Origin of the sequence: Maribacter stanieri, assembly GCF_900112245.1 — a bacterium.
Lineage (GTDB): Bacteria > Bacteroidota > Bacteroidia > Flavobacteriales > Flavobacteriaceae > Maribacter > Maribacter stanieri.
Map to the genome: position 1 here is coordinate 620,411 of NZ_FOYX01000002.1, position 20,607 is coordinate 641,017.

General features: G+C 32.9%; 18 protein-coding genes. 12 read left to right on the forward strand and 6 right to left on the reverse strand.

Annotation, left to right across the window (positions count from 1 at the left end; genetic code table 11):
- Positions 1–23: 23 nt before the first annotated feature.
- Positions 24–782: an RNA polymerase sigma factor gene (locus tag BM296_RS13210; protein WP_091903536.1), complete on the reverse strand. Its 759-nt coding sequence runs from the start codon at positions 780–782 to the stop codon at positions 24–26.
- A gap of 147 nt (positions 783–929) precedes the next feature.
- On the opposite strand from BM296_RS13210, the gene BM296_RS13215 reads away from it, so the two are divergent.
- Entirely contained in the window at positions 930–3,443 is a 2,514-nt protein-coding gene (locus BM296_RS13215) for a cation-translocating P-type ATPase (protein ID WP_091903538.1), read from the forward strand.
- Here BM296_RS13215 and upp read toward each other — a convergent pair.
- From upp to BM296_RS13230, 3 genes are all read right to left on the reverse strand, one after another.
- A complete protein-coding gene (gene upp, locus BM296_RS13220) occupies positions 3,438–4,094 on the reverse strand; it encodes a uracil phosphoribosyltransferase (protein WP_091903809.1) in 657 nt (218 codons plus the stop codon). The genes BM296_RS13215 and upp overlap by 6 nt on opposite strands.
- A gap of 108 nt (positions 4,095–4,202) precedes the next feature.
- Positions 4,203–4,964, reverse strand: a complete 762-nt coding sequence (locus BM296_RS13225) for an SDR family NAD(P)-dependent oxidoreductase (RefSeq protein WP_091903540.1) — start codon at positions 4,962–4,964, stop codon at positions 4,203–4,205.
- A 6-nt stretch (positions 4,965–4,970) separates the two neighbouring features.
- Positions 4,971–5,609 (reverse strand): WG repeat-containing protein, encoded by a 639-nt coding sequence (locus BM296_RS13230; protein ID WP_091903542.1) that lies wholly within the window; start codon positions 5,607–5,609, stop codon positions 4,971–4,973.
- A gap of 307 nt (positions 5,610–5,916) precedes the next feature.
- Between BM296_RS13230 and BM296_RS13235 the strand changes: the two genes are divergently transcribed.
- The 3 genes from BM296_RS13235 to BM296_RS13245 are packed head-to-tail and all read left to right on the forward strand — an operon-like array spanning position 5,917 to position 8,494.
- Positions 5,917–6,762, forward strand: a complete 846-nt coding sequence (locus BM296_RS13235) for a universal stress protein (protein ID WP_091903544.1) — start codon at positions 5,917–5,919, stop codon at positions 6,760–6,762.
- Between the two features lie 16 nt (positions 6,763–6,778).
- The gene (locus BM296_RS13240; RefSeq protein WP_091903546.1) at positions 6,779–7,621 is read left to right on the forward strand and encodes a universal stress protein; all 843 of its coding nucleotides are present in this window, start codon (positions 6,779–6,781) and stop codon (positions 7,619–7,621) included.
- A 33-nt stretch (positions 7,622–7,654) separates the two neighbouring features.
- Positions 7,655–8,494: a universal stress protein gene (locus BM296_RS13245; protein WP_091903548.1), complete on the forward strand. Its 840-nt coding sequence runs from the start codon at positions 7,655–7,657 to the stop codon at positions 8,492–8,494.
- A 36-nt stretch (positions 8,495–8,530) separates the two neighbouring features.
- Here the strand turns inward: BM296_RS13245 and BM296_RS13250 are convergent, their stop codons facing one another.
- Entirely contained in the window at positions 8,531–8,830 is a 300-nt protein-coding gene (locus BM296_RS13250) for a thioredoxin family protein (RefSeq protein WP_027067593.1), read from the reverse strand.
- A gap of 112 nt (positions 8,831–8,942) precedes the next feature.
- Here BM296_RS13250 and BM296_RS13255 point away from each other — a divergent pair, with 112 nt between their 5' ends.
- From BM296_RS13255 to BM296_RS13285, 7 genes are all read left to right on the forward strand, one after another.
- Entirely contained in the window at positions 8,943–9,776 is an 834-nt protein-coding gene (locus tag BM296_RS13255; protein WP_091903550.1) for a universal stress protein, read from the forward strand.
- 5 nt (positions 9,777–9,781) lie between these two features.
- A complete protein-coding gene (locus BM296_RS13260) occupies positions 9,782–10,630 on the forward strand; it encodes a universal stress protein (protein WP_091903552.1) in 849 nt (282 codons plus the stop codon).
- Between the two features lie 64 nt (positions 10,631–10,694).
- On the forward strand, positions 10,695–11,534 hold the full coding sequence (locus BM296_RS13265) for a universal stress protein (protein WP_091903554.1): 840 nt from the start codon (positions 10,695–10,697) through the stop codon (positions 11,532–11,534).
- A 112-nt stretch (positions 11,535–11,646) separates the two neighbouring features.
- The gene (locus BM296_RS13270; RefSeq protein WP_091903556.1) at positions 11,647–12,546 is read left to right on the forward strand and encodes a mechanosensitive ion channel family protein; all 900 of its coding nucleotides are present in this window, start codon (positions 11,647–11,649) and stop codon (positions 12,544–12,546) included.
- Position 12,547: 1 nt separating this feature from the next.
- On the forward strand, positions 12,548–13,393 hold the full coding sequence (locus BM296_RS13275; RefSeq protein ID WP_091903559.1) for an ATP cone domain-containing protein: 846 nt from the start codon (positions 12,548–12,550) through the stop codon (positions 13,391–13,393).
- 4 nt (positions 13,394–13,397) lie between these two features.
- The gene (locus tag BM296_RS13280) at positions 13,398–14,768 is read left to right on the forward strand and encodes an MBL fold metallo-hydrolase RNA specificity domain-containing protein (RefSeq protein WP_091903561.1); all 1,371 of its coding nucleotides are present in this window, start codon (positions 13,398–13,400) and stop codon (positions 14,766–14,768) included.
- A 108-nt stretch (positions 14,769–14,876) separates the two neighbouring features.
- Positions 14,877–15,515 carry a hypothetical protein gene (locus BM296_RS13285; RefSeq protein ID WP_027067600.1) on the forward strand — a complete coding sequence of 213 codons (639 nt, stop codon included), beginning with the start codon at positions 14,877–14,879 and terminating at the stop codon, positions 15,513–15,515.
- Positions 15,516–15,518: 3 nt separating this feature from the next.
- Here the strand turns inward: BM296_RS13285 and cls are convergent, their stop codons facing one another.
- A complete protein-coding gene (cls, locus tag BM296_RS13290; RefSeq protein ID WP_027067601.1) occupies positions 15,519–16,925 on the reverse strand; it encodes a cardiolipin synthase in 1,407 nt (468 codons plus the stop codon).
- Between the two features lie 228 nt (positions 16,926–17,153).
- Here cls and BM296_RS13295 point away from each other — a divergent pair, with 228 nt between their 5' ends.
- Positions 17,154–20,519: a ThuA domain-containing protein gene (locus BM296_RS13295; RefSeq protein WP_091903563.1), complete on the forward strand. Its 3,366-nt coding sequence runs from the start codon at positions 17,154–17,156 to the stop codon at positions 20,517–20,519.
- Positions 20,520–20,607: the final 88 nt, after the last annotated feature.

Sequence of the window (20,607 nt, forward strand, 5' to 3'; positions counted from 1 at the left end):
ATTTAAAATGAGAGCTTTGTTATTTAATTACTTTGAAACAGAAATCGTTTTTCAAAACTGTCTTTTAATAATTTTCTTGCAGAGGACAATAAGTCTTCTACTTGACTAAGTGTTGCTTTCCGTATTTCTGCAATTTCTTCTGTAGTTAACCCTTCATTTGCATAGAGTTCAAAAACTGTTCTCATTGGCATATTCATTTTATCAAGTACTAATTGAATATGACGGTAAATACGTTCTTTGTTCAAAGATTCATCCAATTTATCTGCCAGTTGTTTTTCTTCTTCCGTTATAAAAACCTGGTTAAGAGAATAGTTACTCTTATCAACAGATTTATCATCAAGCTCCTCTAGAAGTAAGAAGTCACCGTCGCCATCTTGGGTATAGTTTTCTTCCATAGCATCCCATTCTGGTTTAGAATAGGTATCAATATTATCAAAAAACACATGATCAAACTCCTCCTCTACCAAACTATCCTCTAATAATTCATCTACTTTTTTAAATAGAAAAATGTGTAATTCATTTTCCGTTTTTATATCATCTATATTGTCATAAACTTCTATAAATAATTGATCTGTAAAATCATTGGGATTAAACATTCCCTTATTCAATTTACCATTAGCAACCGCACTATTAAGTCTTTTAGAGACATACCTATATATTTGAGGTAATACCTTTAGTAATTCGGAATTAAAGGATTCTCTATTCCCCTTACGTTTAAAAGAAACCAACTTAGAGTATGTTTCTTTCATAATTATGCGCACATCGTTTATTACAGTTTCCATTTGATTATTATTCTATTATTAGTTGTATAAATTTGAGGTTATTTTGCTTCATATAATATGATAAATATCAGTGAACTAACTAAAGATTTCAGGTACTTTAGTATCTTATTGTTCTAACTCTTACTATCTGCAAATCAATAACTGTTCATGATCAACCCTTCAGACTTCGGTATTGCCGGACTAACCAATGAGCAAGTGAATGCTTCGAAAAAAGAGCATGGCACAAATACTTTTAACTATAAAAAAGAAAACAGCTTTTTAGATGCACTTAAAAGCATTGTTAAAGAGCCAATGGTTATTCTTTTACTCATTGCTTCTTCAATCTACTTTATAACCGGTAACTGGGGCGACGGCATATTTTTAGCTTCTGCTATTATTTTAGTTGGTTCCATATCACTGTATCAAGATTCTCGAAGTAGAAAGGCATTGGAGAATCTTGAAAAATTAACGCACCCAAAAAGTAACGTAATACGTAATGGTACCGTTGTTGAAATTGATAGTCAAGATATTGTTGTGGGCGATTATCTCATGGTTGAAGAAGGCACTACCGTTTCTGCCGATGGTGTCATTGTACATTCCAATGATTTTTCTGTAAACGAGTCTATTTTAACTGGAGAATCGCTTTCCGTCTATAAAAACTCCAATAGTTCCGACAACTTAATTTTTACTGGAACTACTGTTGCTAGCGGTCTCGCTATTGCCCAAATAACAGCTATTGGAAATTATACAAAACTTGGTAAAATCGGAAAAAGTCTAGAGGATATTAACGAGGAAAAAACGCCCCTAGAAGTCAAAATTTTCAACTTCGTAAAATTGATGTCCATTTGGGGTGGTGTCATATTTCTTTTGGTCTGGCTAATTAATTATATACGTTCTGGTGTTATACTAGATAGTTTATTAAAAGCTTTAACCCTTGCAATGAGCATACTACCCGAAGAAATTCCTGTGGCATTTACCACTTTTATGGCTTTAGGTGCATGGAGATTAATGAAAATGGGTATTGTAGTCAAACAAATGAAAACTGTAGAAACCTTAGGTAGTGCTACCGTTATCTGTACTGATAAAACCGGCACTATTACCCAGAATAAAATGGCTTTGGCAAAGCTGTTCACCTTAGAAACCGAATCTGTCATAAACGCTAATGATGATTTAGGTGCAAATGAAAAAGAACTAATTACTATATCTATGTGGGCTAGTGAACCTATACCTTTTGACCCCATGGAAATTACTTTACATGATGCCTATAAAAAAATAACTTCCTTAGATGAGCGTACGAACTATAAAATGGTTCATGAATATCCATTAGGTGGTAAGCCACCCATGATGACCCATGTATTTAAGAATGCGAAAGGAAAACGAATAATAGCTGCTAAAGGTGCACCAGAAGCTATAATGGCAGTATCTAACCTTACCCCTTCTGAAATAAAGATAATTCAAGAAACTCTTGTCAATTTAGGAAAAGACGGTTATAGAATGCTTGCCGTGGGTAAAGCAGTTTTTGACGAGGATACTTATCCAGAAAAACAACAAGATTTTAAATTTGATTTTAAAGGAATTGTTGCATTTTATGATCCACCAAAAGATAATATTTCGCAAGTTCTTAAAGATTTTGAAAGTGCCGGTATTAAAGTTAAGTTGGTAACTGGTGATAACGCCAATACTGCTATGGCAATTGCTAAACAGATTAATTTTAAAGGTTATGAAAAATGTATTTCGGGTGATGAATTAATGAAGCTCACCGATGCTGAGCTGCAAGAAAAAGTGAAGCATATCAATGTTTTCTCACGCATGTTCCCCGATGCCAAATTAAGAATTGTAAATGCATTAAAGAAAAACAATGAAGTAGTTGCCATGACAGGTGATGGTGTAAATGACGGACCAGCGCTTAAGGCTTCGCACATTGGTATTGCTATGGGTAAAAAAGGAACTGAAATAGCAAAGCAAGCCGCTTCTTTGATTTTGGTAGACGATGATTTATCTAAAATGGTAGACGCTGTTGCCATGGGAAGAAAAATATATACAAATCTTAAAAAAGCAATTCAGTATATCATCTCAATTCACATTCCCATCATTCTTACAGTATTTATCCCTTTAGCATTACGGTGGATATACCCTAACATATTCTCCCCGTCACATGTCATTATTCTAGAGTTAATTATGGGACCTACTTGTTCTATAATTTTTGAAAACGAACCTTTAGAAAAGAATTTGATGTTCAAAAAACCTAGACCATTTTCAACTACATTTTTCAACTATAAAGAACTTACCACTAGTATTATACAAGGTATAGCCATAACTATAGGTGCGTTGTTTACCTATCAGTACACTATTTACCTTGGGTTCACTGAAAATACCACGCGTACTATGGTGTTTATGGTTTTAATAGTTGCAAATATTTTTTTAACCTTGGTAAATCGGTCTTTTTATTATTCAATTTTCACCACTTTAAAATACAAGAACAATTTAGTACCGCTGATTATTGGCTTAACTATTATATTATCGTTGGCATTATTATATATACCTGCCCTAACCCGCTTTTTTGAATTTGAAAGTCTATCATTTTCTCAGTTAGGTTTAACCATAGCTATAGGTAGCGCTTCAGTAATTTGGTATGAATTGGTAAAATGGAGAAAGCGTTCTAAAAAGAATATCTCATCATAGTTTTTGACCATATGCCAAATCGCCGGCATCACCAATACCTGGTATAATATAGCCTCTTGAATTTAGTTCTGGATCAACGGCTGCAATCCATAAATGAGTGTTCTCTGGGAATATATTTTCTATAAAACTAATACCTTGTTGAGATCCAATAACAGATATGATATGAATTGCCGAAGGTGTACCATGGCTTTTTTTTAAAGCTAAAAGAACATTTTCTAAGGTTCTACCCGTAGCCAACATTGGGTCTGTTAGTACTAGTACTTTACCCTCTAAAGAAGGAGCAGCGAAATAGTCTACAATAACCTCAAAATCATCATCGTCGCCTTCATGTTTACGAAATGCCGAAATAAAACCATTTTCAGCAGCATCCAAATAATTTAAAAGTCCTTGATGTAATGGTAACCCTGCTCTTAATATGGAACATATGACCACCTGATCATGGCTTAAACTCATAGCTTTGTTTCCTAAAGGAGTTTCTACATTTTGTGGGCTGTATGTCAATTCTTTACTGAACTCATAACATAGTATTTCTCCTATTCGTTCAATATTTCTACGAAAACGCATGGCATCTTTCTGAATCTGCGAATCGCGTATTTCTAATATAAATTGATTAAGAACTGAGTTTTCTTCTCCTAAGTTATGGATGATCATGAATGCTAATTTATTTTCTAAGATACTGTTTTCAAAAATAAAACTTGACATTATAAATGCCACCATTCATCTTGTCAAGTTTTACCAAATCATTTAAATACCAACTAGCTATGCATTTAGCATACCTCCATCAATAAGATGTGTGCAGCCTGTAATGTATTTGCTTTCATCTGAAGCTAGAAACAACGCTATTTCACCTATTTCTTTTGAAGTGGCATAACGCCCAAAAGGTACTGTAGATGTGAATCCGTCTTTAACGGCATCTGGACTATCAGGAGACATATCACTTTCTATTCTACGCATCATATTATTATCTACAGGGCCAGGATGAATCGTATTCACTCTAATTTTGCGTACTGCATTTTCTGCAGCTGCAACTCTCATAACTCCAACAATAGCATGTTTTGTAGCCACATAAGCCCCTAAACCTGCAAATCCTTTTAAGCCCGCAACTGATGAAGTTATAATAACACTACCACCTTCTTCCATTTTAGGTATAATGTGCTGGCAACCCAACCAAACACCTTTTAAATTTACAGCAACTACCTTATCAAATATATCTTCTGGATACTCTGAAATTGGACTTGAAGTACCTTCTATACCTGCATTGGCAAAGAATATATCTATTTTACCATAGGTTTTTAAAGCATGATTAAGAAATTTGATATTATCTTCTTTCTTTGAAACATCAGCTTGGAAAAAGGTTACGTTCTTGTCACTAAAATTAGCTCGAGACTCTTCAATAGCTTCTGGGTTATTATCTACCAGAACAACTTTTGCCCCTTGTTCTATAAATAGTTTTGCCGTTGCAAGACCTATACCTCCTGTACCACCTGTAATAACCGCTACTTTGTCTTTTAATCTATTCATGGCAAATTAATTTTTTGTTTCTAATTTATTTATTGACCACCCTTGTTCAGCAGTATGTGTAGCCACTAAATTTTTGTTTAAAATTTTGGCTCCTATTTCTGGCATTTGATACCTTTTTACGGTCATTTGTATGTGGTCTCTTTTCTCAAAATAATCGGTTATTTCACCTGTAGCACTTACACGTACATCAAAAAATTTATACTCGTAAATCTTTAATTTGAATTCATTTTCTCCTTTAATGGTCTTATCGAAAAGCACCGCAGTTGTAAAACCGTCCTTAAATGGATATATATTTAAAAATTGTGGTTCTATAACCACCTTACCGGATGTATCTATAAAACCAAATACAGGAACACCATCTTCAACAGTTTGCTTAATTAGACACAAACCTTCATTAAACAAAGGATACTTAACTCCTAGAACACCTGTTTTAGTTTCGTCTGATTTTGGGCTCACATAAATATCATCTCTAAAAGCTATGACCATTTTACCCTCTTCGTTAATAAAGCCCCATTGCTTGCCTTTACGTACTGCCGCCAAGCCTTCACTAAAAGGAGCTATTTCGTCAATATTTTTTAAAACTTGTGCAGAAATCGGCAAGGTTACCATTAATGCCATTATCCATAAGATTAATACTTTTTTCATAATTTCTAGTTTTTAGAATGTTCTACTAAAGTATCTTACTAATTAGGTAATTACTATGACGAATATCAGTAATACCAAATCTTATTAATATAATTTGACGATAAAAATTTACTCTAACAATATACCGTAAGTAATTGTTAATTAGTTTCTTATATTTTTATTTCTATTCTATCAAAAAAATATTTATCCCTTTTTTATCAATCCATATTATAACCATTAAATAGGTGTAGAATTATAACTGCATGATATTTATCATAGGTTTTTTTGATACCCTCCAATACTTTTAGAGTATCAAAAAAAAATAGCCATGAAAAATATTCTTATTCCTACAGATTTCTCAAGCAATGCAGATCACGCTATTGCCTACGCTATTAATATTTTTAAATGTGAACGTGCTAATTTTTATTTTCTTCATGCGTATGCGGATGAAGTATATGGTCCTTTTCATAATCTTGATAAAGAACCTTTTGAGAAACAAAGACAAATTCATTCAAAAAGCTCTGAGAATAAACTAACGAAACTTGTTAACGATACAAAGACGAAAACGCATAATCCAATGCATAAATATGAAATGATTTCTTCATTTGAATCTTTGGTCGATGCCCTTAATAATGTTGCAGACTCTAAAAATATCGATTTGATAATTATGGGTACCAGAGGTGCTACCGCAAATTCCAAAATAACCTTTGGTAGTAATACTGTACAAGTTTTCAAATATGTTAAATGTCCTGTTTTGGCTGTTCCTGATCATTATGACTATAGTCAACCTAAAAAAATACTATTTCCAAGCAACTACATGCTACCGTATAAACGCCGAGAATTAAAACTGCTAGATATTTTAGCTGGAGAATTCAAGGCAGAAGTCCATAGCCTTTATATTTCTGATTTTGAGGATTTGAGTATAAGACAATTGGATAATAAAAAATTCTTGGAAGAATCTTTGCCGCATGCTAGACTATCTTTTGTTAGAACTACTGTTGACAATAGAGCTAAAGCAATATTGGCATACATCAACGAAAATAAGATGGACTTACTGGTTATGGTAAATTCAAGACATTCATTTTTAGAAGATATGCTTTACCAATCTACCATTGATGAAATAGGGCTCTCCCCTACCATACCGTTTTTGGTAATGCAAAATCTGTCCCGTTAATTAAAACCCTACAACCATGAAAAAAATACTTATAACAACAGATTTCTCTGAAAATGCCTGGAATTCAATTTTTACAGCAATAAAATTATATACAGAGGTTGATTGCCACTTTTATATATTACACGCCTTTGAACCCTCTCCTTTAAACTTAATGGGTTCTAAAAATCATCAAAGACTTAGTGTAATCTATGATTCTCTTTCTAAAAATTCCAAAAAAGAATTAGAGGAGATACTAACCTATTTTGCAATAAATCACAAAAATCTTAAGCATCAATTTAGCACACTTTCAAAACCGGGAAATTTAGAAGATGCCGTTGAACTTGCTGTTAACGAAAATGACATAGATATTCTGATCATTGGAACTCAAGGAGCTACTGGTGCCAAAGAGGTGTTTTTAGGTAGCAATACTGTGAAGGTTTTAAAGAAAGTAACAAATATTCCCATTCTTACAGTTCCTACAGGTTACAATTTTCAAAGCTTGAAATCTGTTTTTTTTGCTACCGATTTTACTGTTCCCTATAAAAAGAATGGATTGGAGCCAATTATTGAACTTTCTAAAATATGGAAGTCAACCATAGAAATAGTGCATGTTTCGGTTGAATTTATCTTGAACGAACATCAAGAGTCAAATAAAGAGGTTTTGAAGGAAAGATTATCTGGTCTTGATTACAAATTCAAAAACTTACCGTTTGAAATTGATGTCTCTAAGAGTATTGACAAATATACAGAAAATTCTCATTCTAGCATTTTAAGTTTAATACGCCATCAACATACCTTTTGGGAAAAAGTAATAGGTGAAGCCGTAGTAAAAAAGGTTGCTTTTCATTCTAAAATACCTGTTCTGTTTTTACCACAATAGCCACATTTCTGTTCTAACAATTAAAATTTTACAATGAAACATATATTAATACCCACAGATTTTTCTGATAATGCATGGAACGCGTTAGTATACGGAATTTCCTTTTTTAAAAAGACGCACTGTACCTTTCATATTGTTCATATCAACGCAATTAACACCAATTCTAGTGGTGAAGCAGCTATGTATGTTTCTCCCGATCTTTTAGAGAAAACAATATTGGCGGAAAGTAGAGAAAAACTTAAAGTACTTATTAAGAAAGTTGAGAAACTACCATTAAATACAAAGCATTATTTTAAAACTCAAGCTATCTATGGTTTTCTTACAGACCAATTGAAAGATCAGGTTAAAGAGAAAAATATAGAACTTATAATAATGGGTACCAAAGGTTCTTCTGGTCTTAAAGCTGTGTCTATAGGTAGCAATACCGGTAATGTAATTACCAAAGTGCCATGTACAATTATGGCCGTACCAGAATCTGCTACTTATGAAAGTGTAAAGGAAATAGGTTTTCCTTCAGATTTAAATTTAGCTTATGAAATAAAAGTTTTAGATACTATCAAAGACATAATTCTATTAAAAAATTCTGCCTTAAGGTTATTATATATTTCGAGCAAAGGTGAAGAACTGAATACGAACCAAATTAAAATCAAAAATTTATTACTGGACTATTTTAAAGAAACGGAATGCACCTTTCATGAAGTAACGGGTAAAAAAATAGATGAATCGGTTCAATGCTTTACCGAGAGTAGAAATTTAGATATGTTAATAATGGTGGCTAAAAATCTAAATTTTTTAGAAAGTATTCTATTTAGACCTACGGTAGAAAGAATTAGTTATCATACTAAAGTACCCTTTTTGGTCATACATGAGTAATATACCTTTTGGTGATCTCTAAAATTAAAAACAGCTTTAAATTCTATCATTTATAGCCGTTTTAATTTCAGCTACGGGCATAACACCAGAGTGTCGCCATAAAGGTTTTCCATTTTTAAAAAGAATTAAGGTAGGTACACTCTTAACATTATATCTTTTTACTATACCCTTTTTAATCTCTACATCTATTTCTAGACTATTTAGAGCATTACCCATTTCTTCTTGAATCTGCAGAACAGTAGGTTTCATTAATTTACATGGTGTACACCAAGTGGCATAAAAAAATACCAGCGTTGGAACATCTGATCCTATCGATTTCCGAAATTTCTTTTTCATTGCTTTTTATTTAACAACTAATAATAAAGCTAAATAAAAATATTGATGATGACGAATATCATACTATTTGTCATGATCTATTTTTAATTTTAAAGTATTAAATAACAGTACTATGACACGTATTTTATTACCAACAGACTTTTCAGAAAACTCTTTAACTGCCATTCGATATGGTTTAACACTATACAAAGATTTAAAGTGTTCTTTTTTTCTTTTAAATAGTTACATGCCTCCGGTCTATCATACAGAATACCTAATGGGTAGCCCAGCACAAATTGGTCTTGGAGATATCGTTCAACAGAATTCTCAAGATAACCTTGAAAATCTGAAGAAAAAATTAGAAAAAGAATTTGAAAATCCATTGCATACTTTCACTACCCATTCTGCACTTAATGTGCTTTCTAGCGAGGTAGCAAGAACCGTAGAAGCAGAAGGTATAGATGTTATTATTATGGGCACACAAGGTGCTACAGGTGCAAAAGAAATACTATTGGGTACTAACACGGTACATGTTATTAAAAATTCTAAATGCCCAGTATTGGTTATTCCTTCTGGTTTTGAATATGAAGTACCAGAACAGATACTTTTCCCTAATGACTTTGAGGTTTCATTAAATAAAGAAAGCCTGGCTTCTCTTCTTAAAATTGTAAACTCTCATGTGTCGCAAGTAAACGTTATGCATGTTTATACGGGCAATGAACTTACTATTGTTCAAAAGAAAAATAAAGAACAACTTGCTAATGTACTATCTGAAAACGGATTTTTTCACGAGGTAAAAAGCAATGAGATTATTACCGCAATCAATGAATTTCAGATTAAGCAAAAAATAAATTTATTGGTTATGGTGCAAAACAAACACACCTTTCTAGAACGCTTATTTATAGAACCGGTAATTAAGAAAATTGGCTTTCACGTTACCGTTCCTTTCTTAGTAATACTACAATAATAATTATGAAAATTAAAAACATTCTTGTAGCAACAGACTTTTCTAATGAAGCCTATAATGCGCTTTATTATGCTACTCAAATTTTTGCAACGGAACAATGTACTTTCCATATTGTTCATTCATACGATGATATTGTAGTAAGTGCTAAAAGTGCACTATTCACAGGACAGAAAGAGATGGAAAAATTACAAAACTCATCTCAAGAAAACCTTACCAAGACAATGCACAAAATTGTACTTGATACGGAAAATGAATTACATAAATTCAAAACCATATCTAGCAAAGGAAATCTTACTAAAGTAATAGCCAATACCATAGACACCAATGAAATTGACCTCGTAGTTGTGGGTAACAAGGGTAAAACAGGGGCTAAAGAATTATTTATGGGCAGTAATACCATTCAAATTGCAAATACTATTACTAAATGCCCTATTCTAGCCATACCCAAAGAGATTGCCTTTAAACCTGTAAATGAAATAGCCTTTGTTACCGACTATAAAAAAGGGTGTACAAAAAATACTATTTCAATGTTATTGAATATCGCTGCTATAACCGATGCCTCTATTGCTGTTTTACATGTTAATGAAGAAGAATTAATGACAAGCAAACAGGTTTCTAATCAAAAATTATTAGATAAGTGCTTAACTAAAATACCGCATAGTTATGATGAAATCTGGAACTATGCCGACAAAGCGAATGTTATACAAGATTTTATTGTAGAAAGAGATATAAATATACTGGCAATGGCATACCATAGAAGAAAATTCTTTGAACGATTCTTACATGAGCCGGTTATAATGGATTTAAGTATTTATGCTAAAATCCCATTTTTAATTTTACCCTTACAAGACTGATATTTATCATAGTAATTCATTTGTTTGAACTATACATTTAAGAAATAATATAAATCTGTCACCTATGAATAAGCGTATTTTAATACCTACGGATTTTTCTAAAAATGCTTTAAACGCAATTAGATATACAATTGATTTATATGCTAAATTAAATTGTGATTTTTATTTTTTAAATGTATTTAGTTTTGAACAATACACAACCAATAGTTTAAATATTCCTGAAGAAGGCAGTGCTGTTTTCGAAGAGGCAAAACTAGATTCTGAAAAGAATTTTGTAAAGCTAATAGATACGCTTGCTTTACATATAGACAACCCCAAGCACAATTATTATACAGTATCTACTTCTAATTTTCTATCCGAAGCTATCAAAAATCTAATAGCAGAAAAAGATATAGATTTAGTGGCAATGGGTACAAAAGGTGCTTCAGGAACAAAAGGTGTTCTTTTTGGTAGTAATACTGTTATGGCAATGGAAAAAATCAGGGAATGCCCTGTTTTGGCAATTCCTGAGCATGTTTCGTTTATGTCACCAAAAGAAATTGTTTTCCCTACAGATTTTAAAGATGTTTTTAAAAGATCGGAATTTAGATACCTTATAGAATTGGCTAAAATGCACAATGCAGAAATTGCCATTTTACACCTTGACAAGAAAAAAGAACTGACCGAAACTCAACTAAACAATAAGCAGTTGTTAGCGGCAATTTTTAGTGAAACACCTCATCATTTTCATACAATTACAGAAAAAAGTTTAGGTAAGGGTATAGAAAGTTTTATTGAAAGTAGAGATAGTGATATGGTGGCATTCATTAATCGTAAACATTTCTTTTTTGGAAGTGTTTTCTCTAGACCTCTAATTAAAGAAATTGGCTATGACAGTGATGTTCCAATTTTAGCATTGCATTGATTTTAATTTTAGATCGTGATAAGATAATTTTTAAGCATTTTTAGTTGGTTAATGTTTAAAATTAAAACCGTCAAAGAAATCATTTCATTGGCGGTTTTTTTAAAATCTCCATATGGATATACTTTCAACATTATTAGAAAACGCTACACTAGTTAAAATATTAAAACTAATTGCGTGGATACTCTTCATTATTTTCATAATCGGGTTTATTAGAAAAATTCTTAAAAAAAGAATTGAAGATATTTCTATTAGATATAAAGCACAAAAGGGTGTAGAAATAGTTGGTTACGTACTTATTATTTTTATGATATTAATGGCATTTACCGTTGATAGTTTTAAAGATTATACCATAATAATTGGACTATTTACGGCAGGTATCACCTTTACACTACAAGAATTAATTTTAAGTATTGCAGGGTCTTTTTATATATTTTTTGTTCGCGTTTACAAACCTGGTGATCGTATCGAAATCAATAATATTACGGGAGATGTCATTGATATTGATAGTATTTATACAACGATAATGGAAATTGGTGAATGGGTAAGCAGTGACAATTATTCTGGTAGAATTGTAAAGATTAGCAATGCATTTGTTTTTAAAGGACCTATTAAAAATTATTCGATGGATTTTCCTTTCGTTTGGGATGAATTAAATATTCTCATCGCCTATGGTTCTGACGCTGACCTCGCAAAATCTATTATGATGAACAGTGCTAATGAACTGCTATGTGATTACACTGAAAAATCTAAGGCAAAATGGGAAGAAATGGTGGCTCATTATTACATTGAAAATGCGACAATAGAACCAACCATTGCGATGAACCTTACAGATAATTGGATTCAATTAAACCTTAGATACATTACTGATTATAAAAGAAGAAGAAATACAAAACACACCTTATTTCAACAAATTGAACAAGCAATTTCTAAAACTGATGGTAAGGTAATCTTAGCATCTACAACACTACAGTTATTAGAAATTCCGCCACTTAATGTTAATTTAAAAAAGTAATATGCAAAACCGGGAATCTATTGATATTATAAAATCTTCAGGGCAAAAAATGAAGTTTTCATTAGACAAGCTTAGAGATTCACTTAAGCATAGTGGTGCAAACCATGAGTTGGTGGAAGATATTGTAAGTAAAGTTTACGATGAGCTTTTTGATGGTATCACCACTAATGAAATCTACAATAGAGCATATGCTCTACTTAAAAAGAATAAATCTGTATTTGCATCTAAATATAAACTTAAAAAAGCCATTTACGAATTAGGTCCGACCGGATTTCCTTTTGAGCGTTTTATTGCTGAAATATTAAAATATTCTGGCTACAACGTAAAAGTTGGTGTCACATTAACTGGATCTTGTGTTACTCATGAGATAGATGTTGTGGCAGATAAAAAGGAAAAGGTTACTATTATAGAATGTAAATTTCATAATGAAGAAGGGCGCAATTGTAATGTAAAAGTGCCATTATATATACATTCTAGATACAACGATGTAAAAGACCACTGGGTAACTAATAAAAATAATACTAAGCCATTAGATCTTGGCTGGGTGGTTACCAATACTAGATTTACCCAAGATGCTATTACCTATGGTAAATGTGCCAATCTCTATTTGTTAAGTTGGGATTACCCAGAGAAAGACGGACTCAAAGATAGAATTGATCGTTTAGGGCTCTACCCTATTACTGTCTCAAGTCTTTTATCTAAAAGAGAAAAACAATTTTTACTGAGCAGAAATGTGGTTTTATGCAGACAACTCATAAAGGATAAATTTTATTTGGATCATTTAGGAATATCTAGCGTAAGAAAAACAAAAATTCTAGAAGAAATTGAACAACTCTGTAAATCTTAATAGCATGAAAAAAGTTAGTCTAAAATTTTTAGGTGCCTCTGGTACGGTTACCGGTTCTAAATTTTATTTAGAAACTCCTGAATTGAATATTATGATAGATTGCGGCATGTTCCAAGGTCTCAAAGAGCTAAGGGAAAAGAACTGGGAGCCACTACCAATAGATGCTAGTAAAATAGATGTAGTACTATTAACGCATGGTCATTTAGACCATACCGGTTATCTACCTAGATTAGTAAAAGAAGGGTTCAAAGGTTCAATAATTGGTAGCTACCCTACTCTATCAATTGCACAAATCATATTACTTGATAGTGCTAAAATACAAGAAGAGCAGGCAAAGAAAGCAAATGAAGAAGGCTATTCCAAACACCCTAAAGCTTTACCATTTTATGATTTAAAAGAAGCTCAAAGAACTATTGATTTATTTTCTGGCAGACAGAAAGATGAATGGGTTCAGCTGTCAGATAATATTAGATTCAAATTTAGATACAACGGTCACATCATTGGATCGACCTTTATTGAATTAGAGATTTTCGAAAAACTATTTGCTTTTTCTGGTGATGTTGGTAGATTAGACGATAAACTTTTATTACCTCCAGAAAGACCCGAATGGGCAGATTATTTATTCTTAGAAAGTACTTACGGCAACAAACTTCATCCAAAAGAAAATATTGCCGAAATTCTTAGTGACCTAGTTCAAAAGACCATACACGAAAGAGGAACATTGATCATACCCTCTTTTGCCGTTGAAAGGCTACAATTGCTCATGTATTTGTTTTGGCAATTATACAAGAAGAATAAAATACCCAACATACCCATATTTATAGATAGTCCTATGGGTAATAATGTGCTAGGTGTATTTGAGCAATTTACAGACTGGCATAAACTTAGTAAAGCTGATTATGAAGCTATGTGTAATCATTTCAACATCATTACATCATACGCAGATACATGGAAAACTATAGATGACAAACGTCCTAAAATAGTTATTGCAGGTAGCGGTATGGTAACCGGTGGCAGGGTTTTAACTTATTTAAAACAACTAGTAGATGAACCTACAACAAAGGTATTACTGGTTGGTTACCAAGCCGAAGGTACACGAGGCAGACAACTATTAGAAGGCACACATGAACTAAAATTATTTGGAAAATATTATCCTGTAAAAGCCAGTATTCATTTTATAGAAAGTCTTTCTGCACATGCCGATCAGGCAGAACTTCTAAATTTTATAGATAATATTAAAAACACACCAGAAAAAGTCTTTCTTATTCATGGAGAACCAGGTGCTTTAGATGCTTTTAAGGTTAAAATTAGAGATACTAAAGGTTGGGACTGTCATATTCCTAAATTGGAAGAAAACATAGATTTATGGTTATAACTAATCAAAAGCCAGAAGGTTCATATCATATTTACTGACAATCGTCATATTCTTGATATTTTCTAAATAGTATCTTCGACTTATAATCCAACTAAATTTACCTTTCTTATGAAAAAGTTGATCGTAGTATTGTCATTGATGTTAATGGGTTGTTCTTCTATTAGCTTAGTAGAGAATTGGAAAAATCCAGATATTGTATTATTCAATGCCAACAAAGTTTTAATTGTAGGTATGGCACAGAGCGATGATACTAGAGAAAACTTTGAAAGTGAACTTCAAGAAGAATTTACTGATAGAAATGTTGAGGCATGGCGTAGTATTGATATTTTCGACCTGTCGCTTACAGATTCTCGTAAGACCGATAAAGAATTGGATGCTGTTGAACAAAGTCTTTTAGACAAAGATTTTGATGCTATTCTTTTAACCAAAATTACAGGGTCGGAAGACCGCGATAATTTTGTAAAATCTATATCGCGTTGGGACGATCACCAAGCTAGGTTTAACGATGATTATTTAGAGCACCAAGGCATATATTACGATGATGCTTACTACGAAAAATATACTGTTTACCATGCTGAAACTACATTGTACTGTATCTGCGAAGGAAAGGAAAGAGCTATGATATGGAGAGGTATTATTGAAATTACAGAACCTGATAATATTGATAAGGCTATTAAAGATTATGTGAAATTAGTTATTACAGCTATGGAAGATCAAGATTTGGTTTTCACTTCACAGGTGGATTAACACTTAGAAAAGAGGACTAAGAACTTTACCTACTCCTTCTTTCAACTTTTTACCCCAAGGTCTTTTAATAAAATCACTATATAATAACTCATTACTAACCGCACAATCATTTAAAAAGTCTGCTTTTAAGATTTTAGCAAAATCCTTGTTGTATATAATGGCATTTACCTCATAGTTCTGTTCAAAACTACGGTCATCTAAATTAGCTGTGCCAATAGATGTAATAGTATCATCACTTACTATTATTTTACTGTGCAAAAATCCGTCAGGGAATAGGAATATTCGAATACCAGATTTCAAGAACATTTCAAAATAAGAATGTACAGACCAACTCACAACCTTATTATCTGCATTTTCAGAAACCAATAACCTAACATCAACACCACTTAAAGCCGCAGTTTGCAATGCTTGTATCAAAGCTTGCCCTGGTATAATGTAAGGGTTTGTTATATAAAGATATTCTTTGGCTTTATTAATAATTGAAAAATAAGTCTGTTCCAAAACAGGAAAATCATCATCGGGTCCTCCGGCGACAATTTGTACCAATTCACTAGAGTTCATTGGCAATTGATTGTATAAGTGCTGTAAAGGCTGTAATAATTGAGTACTTACCAAATACCAATCTGTCATAAAAACCTGATCCAATTGTGTGGCTGCCGGTCCTTCTAATCTTAAGTGCATATCATGCCATTTGCCCAGACCTACTTGTCCTTTTAGATACTTATCAGAAATATTAATTCCGCCTGTAAAAGCTACTTTTCCATCTACAACAATAATTTTTCTATGATTTCTATAATTCAAAGAATAAAAGTACCTGCCAAATTTAAAGGGAAGAAAAGAATACACCTCTACCCCAATGTCCAATAATTTTTTTAAATAGTTCTTGCTTAGCGTAAAGCTTCCAATACCGTCATAGATCATTCTTATGGCAATACCTTCATCAATTTTTTTCTTAAACAAAGCCATTAAGCGATCTGCTAACTCCCCTTCTTCAAAAATATAATATTGTATATGTATCTGTAATGTAGCTTGTTCCAAAGCATTAAAAATCGAATCAAAAGTTGTTTTACCATCTTTTAATAAATGTAGTTTGTTATGAGCCGTTGGCGGAAAGTGTGAATTTTTATAATTAAGGGTCATCAATTTTTTATACCTGCCATTAAACAAATTCACTTGTTCGGTATTCGGTTTGGGCAGTTTATTGAATAGGTCTTTCTTTAGACGTATAAGTTTTCGTTTGCGCCTGTTTCTTCCAATTACCAAGTAAAGAAATATACCACCTACGGGCAAGGCGAAAATAGCCATTATCCATGCCAAACTTTTTGTTGGTTTTGCCCCGTGTAAAATAATGGATAGCACGATTACAATTGTCAATAAACTATAAATAACAATAAAAATAGTGGTCCACATGAATTTTATAGTTTTGAGAAAATCTCTAAATAAAGTATTAAGATACCATTAAATTTTTCAACAAAATATGACCACAATCAACCAAAAAACCAGCACTGTGGTAATTTCAATTAATGAATCATAATCCCATTTTCATATCTTTAGGCAGCCCCTTTACCAAGGGCTGATTACAATTCATTCTAAAACCCTGATTGTTAAGGGTAAAACCAAAAACACCAAATTACACCAATGATCAAAACCACTAAACGTTCAATAAAGCAACTATGCTTTTTATTATGCTGTATTGCATTATGTACAAACTGCACAAAAAAGAAAGATAATATCTTAGTTTTCAGTAAAACACAAGGCTTTAGACATGGCTCTATAGAGGCTGGCATTGAAGCTATTAAAAAATTAGGAGAGGAAAATGGATATAATGTTATCGCAACAGAAGATGACAATTATATGGTAGAAGATTCTCTAAAAAATTATGCCGCAGTTATATTTAATAATACCACTAGAGATATTTTAAATGATGTTCAACAGGCAGATTTTGAACGTTACATTCAAGCAGGTGGAGGCTTTGTTGGTATTCATGCAGCTACAGACACTGAATATGATTGGCCTTGGTATAACAAATTAGTTGGTGCGGTATTCAATAATCACCCGCGTATTCAAGAAGCAAAATTGATTGTTAACGACAAATCCCACTCATCTACCCAGCATTTAGACGAATCTTGGACCAAAAGTGATGAGTGGTATAATTTCAAGAATATCAATCCAGATATTAATATACTTGTTTCTATTGACGAGAGTAGTTATGAAGGTGGTACAAACCCAGAAAACCATCCTATTTCTTGGTATCACAATTATGATGGCGGTAGAGCATTTTATACTGAAATGGGACATACAGATGAAACATTTCTAAACCCAAAATTCTTAAATCATTTACTTGGTGGTATCAACTATGCCGTTGGTAATGGCACATTAAACTATTCCTTAGCTAAAACAGATAGGGTACCGCCAGAAGATCGCTTTGTTAAAAACATATTAGACTTTAATTTGAATGAACCTATGGAGTTAGACGAACTTCCCGGTAGAGGAATTTTGTTCATAGAACGCCATGGTGCTTTAAAACTATTTGATTTTAAAACAGAAAAAACAAAGACCATAGCTCAGTTAGACTTGTTTTATGGCAATGAAGATGGACTCTTAGGCTTAGCTGTAGATCCTAATTACCTTCAGAATAATTGGGTTTATCTTTTGTATTCCGTTAAAGATGATATGTCTAAACAACATGTTTCTCGCTTTATACTAAAGAACGATAAACTCGATTTAAATTCTGAAAAAGTATTAATGGAAATACCCACAGATCGTCATTGCTGCCATAGTGGTGGTGCTTTAGAATTTGGACCTAATGGTAATCTTTTCATTGCTCTGGGTGATAATACAAACCCTTTTGAATCATCCGGGTTTGCGCCAATGGACGAACGCCCCAACAGATCCGGATGGGATTCTCAACGTTCTGCCGCCAACACAAATGACCTAAGAGGTAAAATATTACGAGTAAAACCTGAAGCAGATGGTAGTTACACTATCCCAGAAGGAAATCTTTTCCCTGTTGGAACAAACAAGACTAGACCTGAGATTTATGCCATGGGGTTAAGAAACCCATTCAGACATTCCATTGATAGCAAAACAGGATTTTTATACTGGGGAGATATAGGACCAGATGCCGGAAAAGCAGATCCTAATCGAGGTCCTAGTGGTATGGGTGAATATAACCAAGCTAGGAAAGCTGGTTTTTGGGGTTGGCCATTTACTAGAGGTTATAATGAAGCTTATAATGATTTTGATTTTGCAACCAATATTACAGGTGATAAATTCGATCCAGAACACCTCATCAATAATTCACCAAACAACACCGGTATTCAAGAGATGCCTCTTGCTCAAAAATCTATGATACCAATGACATACTATAGATCAGATGAATTTCCTTGGATGGGCGAAGGCGGTATAAACCCTATGGCGGGACCGGTTTTTCACGAATCGGACATGACTGGTGCCGAAAATCTTTGGCCAAACTATTTTGAAGATAAATTGTTCGTTTATGAATGGATGAGAGATTGGATTTATGTTATTACGCTAGATGAAAATCAGAATTATGTAAAGGCCGATGCGTTTATGCCCAATGAAGAATTTTCACATCCTATGGATATGATTTTTGCTTCTAACGGAAATATGTATATACTGGAATATGGTCAAAAATGGAATTCACAAAATTTAGATGCTCGTTTAAGTAGCATTACATACATAAAAGGAAATAGAGAACCGGTTGCAAAATTTGACCATGACAAGACCGTTGGCGCTTCCCCTTTAAACGTACAATTTTCTGCAAAGAACTCAATTGATTTTGACAACGATGCACTTACCTACGATTGGTATTTTACTGAAGAGGTATCTCAATCTCAAGAGCAAAATCCTGAATTCGTTTTTACTGAAGACGGTAGTTATAATGTAGTTTTAAAGGTTACCGATACTGATGGTAATTCATCTACTACGAGTTCAAAAATTTTGGTAGGTAATGACACTCCTACTTTAGCAATAAATATTACCAACAAAGACTCTATTTATTGGGATGGCAAGAAATTGGAATATGAGATCATCGTAGAAGATAAGCAAGATGGTTCAACACAAAATAACTCCATTTCTGCGGAGGATGTAAAAGTGACTTTTGATTATTTACCTGAAGGGAGAGATTTTGTAAAAGCCACTTTAGGACATCAACGTAACCTCGAACCTCTTGGTAAAAAAGCTATTGAAGCGTCTGACTGTAAAGCATGTCATGCTGTATTGGATAAGGTCAACGGACCAAGTTATACAGACATTGCGAAACGATATAGTAAAGACGACACAGGGTATCTAGTTTCTAAAATTATTAAAGGTGGCGGTGGCGTTTGGGGCGAGAATGCTATGTCGGCCCACCCTCAACTTAGCGTAGAGGAGGTTTCTTTAATGGTAGAATATATATTGGATTTAAAACCTTCAACTGAAGTAGTTAAAAAATCTCTTCCACTTAAAGGTACATTAACTTTCAATGAACACATGGGTAAACAAGGTGAAGGAAATTATGTTTTAATGGCTTCATATCGCGATAAAGGCAATCTAAACCAACCAAATTCTGAACTCACCGTTAGTGAGCAAATTATCTTTAAAAGTCAGAAAATAGAAGCTGAAAATGCAGACGAAATTAAAGAAGGTACTGGAACCTGGAGTACAAGTAAATCTAGAGTTGTTGGTGTTCTACAAGATGGTTCTTTCTTAAAATTTAATGACATTAATTTAAAAGACCTGAAACATTTAAAATTTGCAGCTTTTTATAATCTAGATCAAGAATTTAAAGGTGCTGTAGAAATACATGAAGACCGTATAGATGGTAGAATTATAGGCAAACAACTATTGGGGCATAATGGGAAAGAAGAAACAGTTTACTATAATATACCCGTTTCTACAACTAAAGAAAATGCCACACTATACTTAGTCTTTAAAAACAAAGAAAATACAACGCAGAACATTTGCCATGCAGATTGGATATCTTTCGACTATAAACGTTAACAGTAAATACTGAATTAAACAAAAGAGGCTTCAATTAAATTGAAGCCTCTTTTTTACATTATTAGTTTGAAGTAATAATATATACCTC

Bases quoted from the DNA above. Each gene is read 5' to 3' on its own strand.
- BM296_RS13265 (WP_091903554.1), top strand. From the start codon at position 10,695: ATGAATAAGCGTATTTTAATACCTACGGATTTTTCTAAAAATGCTTTA.
- BM296_RS13285 (WP_027067600.1), top strand. From the start codon at position 14,877: ATGAAAAAGTTGATCGTAGTATTGTCATTGATGTTAATGGGTTGTTCT.
- cls (WP_027067601.1), bottom strand. From the start codon at position 16,925: ATGTGGACCACTATTTTTATTGTTATTTATAGTTTATTGACAATTGTA.
- BM296_RS13250 (WP_027067593.1), bottom strand. From the start codon at position 8,830: ATGAAAAAGAAATTTCGGAAATCGATAGGATCAGATGTTCCAACGCTG.
- BM296_RS13255 (WP_091903550.1), top strand. From the start codon at position 8,943: ATGACACGTATTTTATTACCAACAGACTTTTCAGAAAACTCTTTAACT.
- BM296_RS13235 (WP_091903544.1), top strand. From the start codon at position 5,917: ATGAAAAATATTCTTATTCCTACAGATTTCTCAAGCAATGCAGATCAC.
- BM296_RS13230 (WP_091903542.1), bottom strand. From the start codon at position 5,609: ATGAAAAAAGTATTAATCTTATGGATAATGGCATTAATGGTAACCTTG.
- BM296_RS13215 (WP_091903538.1), top strand. From the start codon at position 930: ATGATCAACCCTTCAGACTTCGGTATTGCCGGACTAACCAATGAGCAA.
- BM296_RS13260 (WP_091903552.1), top strand. From the start codon at position 9,782: ATGAAAATTAAAAACATTCTTGTAGCAACAGACTTTTCTAATGAAGCC.
- BM296_RS13225 (WP_091903540.1), bottom strand. From the start codon at position 4,964: ATGAATAGATTAAAAGACAAAGTAGCGGTTATTACAGGTGGTACAGGA.
- BM296_RS13240 (WP_091903546.1), top strand. From the start codon at position 6,779: ATGAAAAAAATACTTATAACAACAGATTTCTCTGAAAATGCCTGGAAT.
- BM296_RS13245 (WP_091903548.1), top strand. From the start codon at position 7,655: ATGAAACATATATTAATACCCACAGATTTTTCTGATAATGCATGGAAC.
- upp (WP_091903809.1), bottom strand. From the start codon at position 4,094: ATGATCATCCATAACTTAGGAGAAGAAAACTCAGTTCTTAATCAATTT.
- BM296_RS13210 (WP_091903536.1), bottom strand. From the start codon at position 782: ATGGAAACTGTAATAAACGATGTGCGCATAATTATGAAAGAAACATAC.
- BM296_RS13270 (WP_091903556.1), top strand. From the start codon at position 11,647: ATGGATATACTTTCAACATTATTAGAAAACGCTACACTAGTTAAAATA.
- BM296_RS13275 (WP_091903559.1), top strand. From the start codon at position 12,548: ATGCAAAACCGGGAATCTATTGATATTATAAAATCTTCAGGGCAAAAA.
- BM296_RS13295 (WP_091903563.1), top strand. From the start codon at position 17,154: ATGATCAAAACCACTAAACGTTCAATAAAGCAACTATGCTTTTTATTA.
- BM296_RS13280 (WP_091903561.1), top strand. From the start codon at position 13,398: ATGAAAAAAGTTAGTCTAAAATTTTTAGGTGCCTCTGGTACGGTTACC.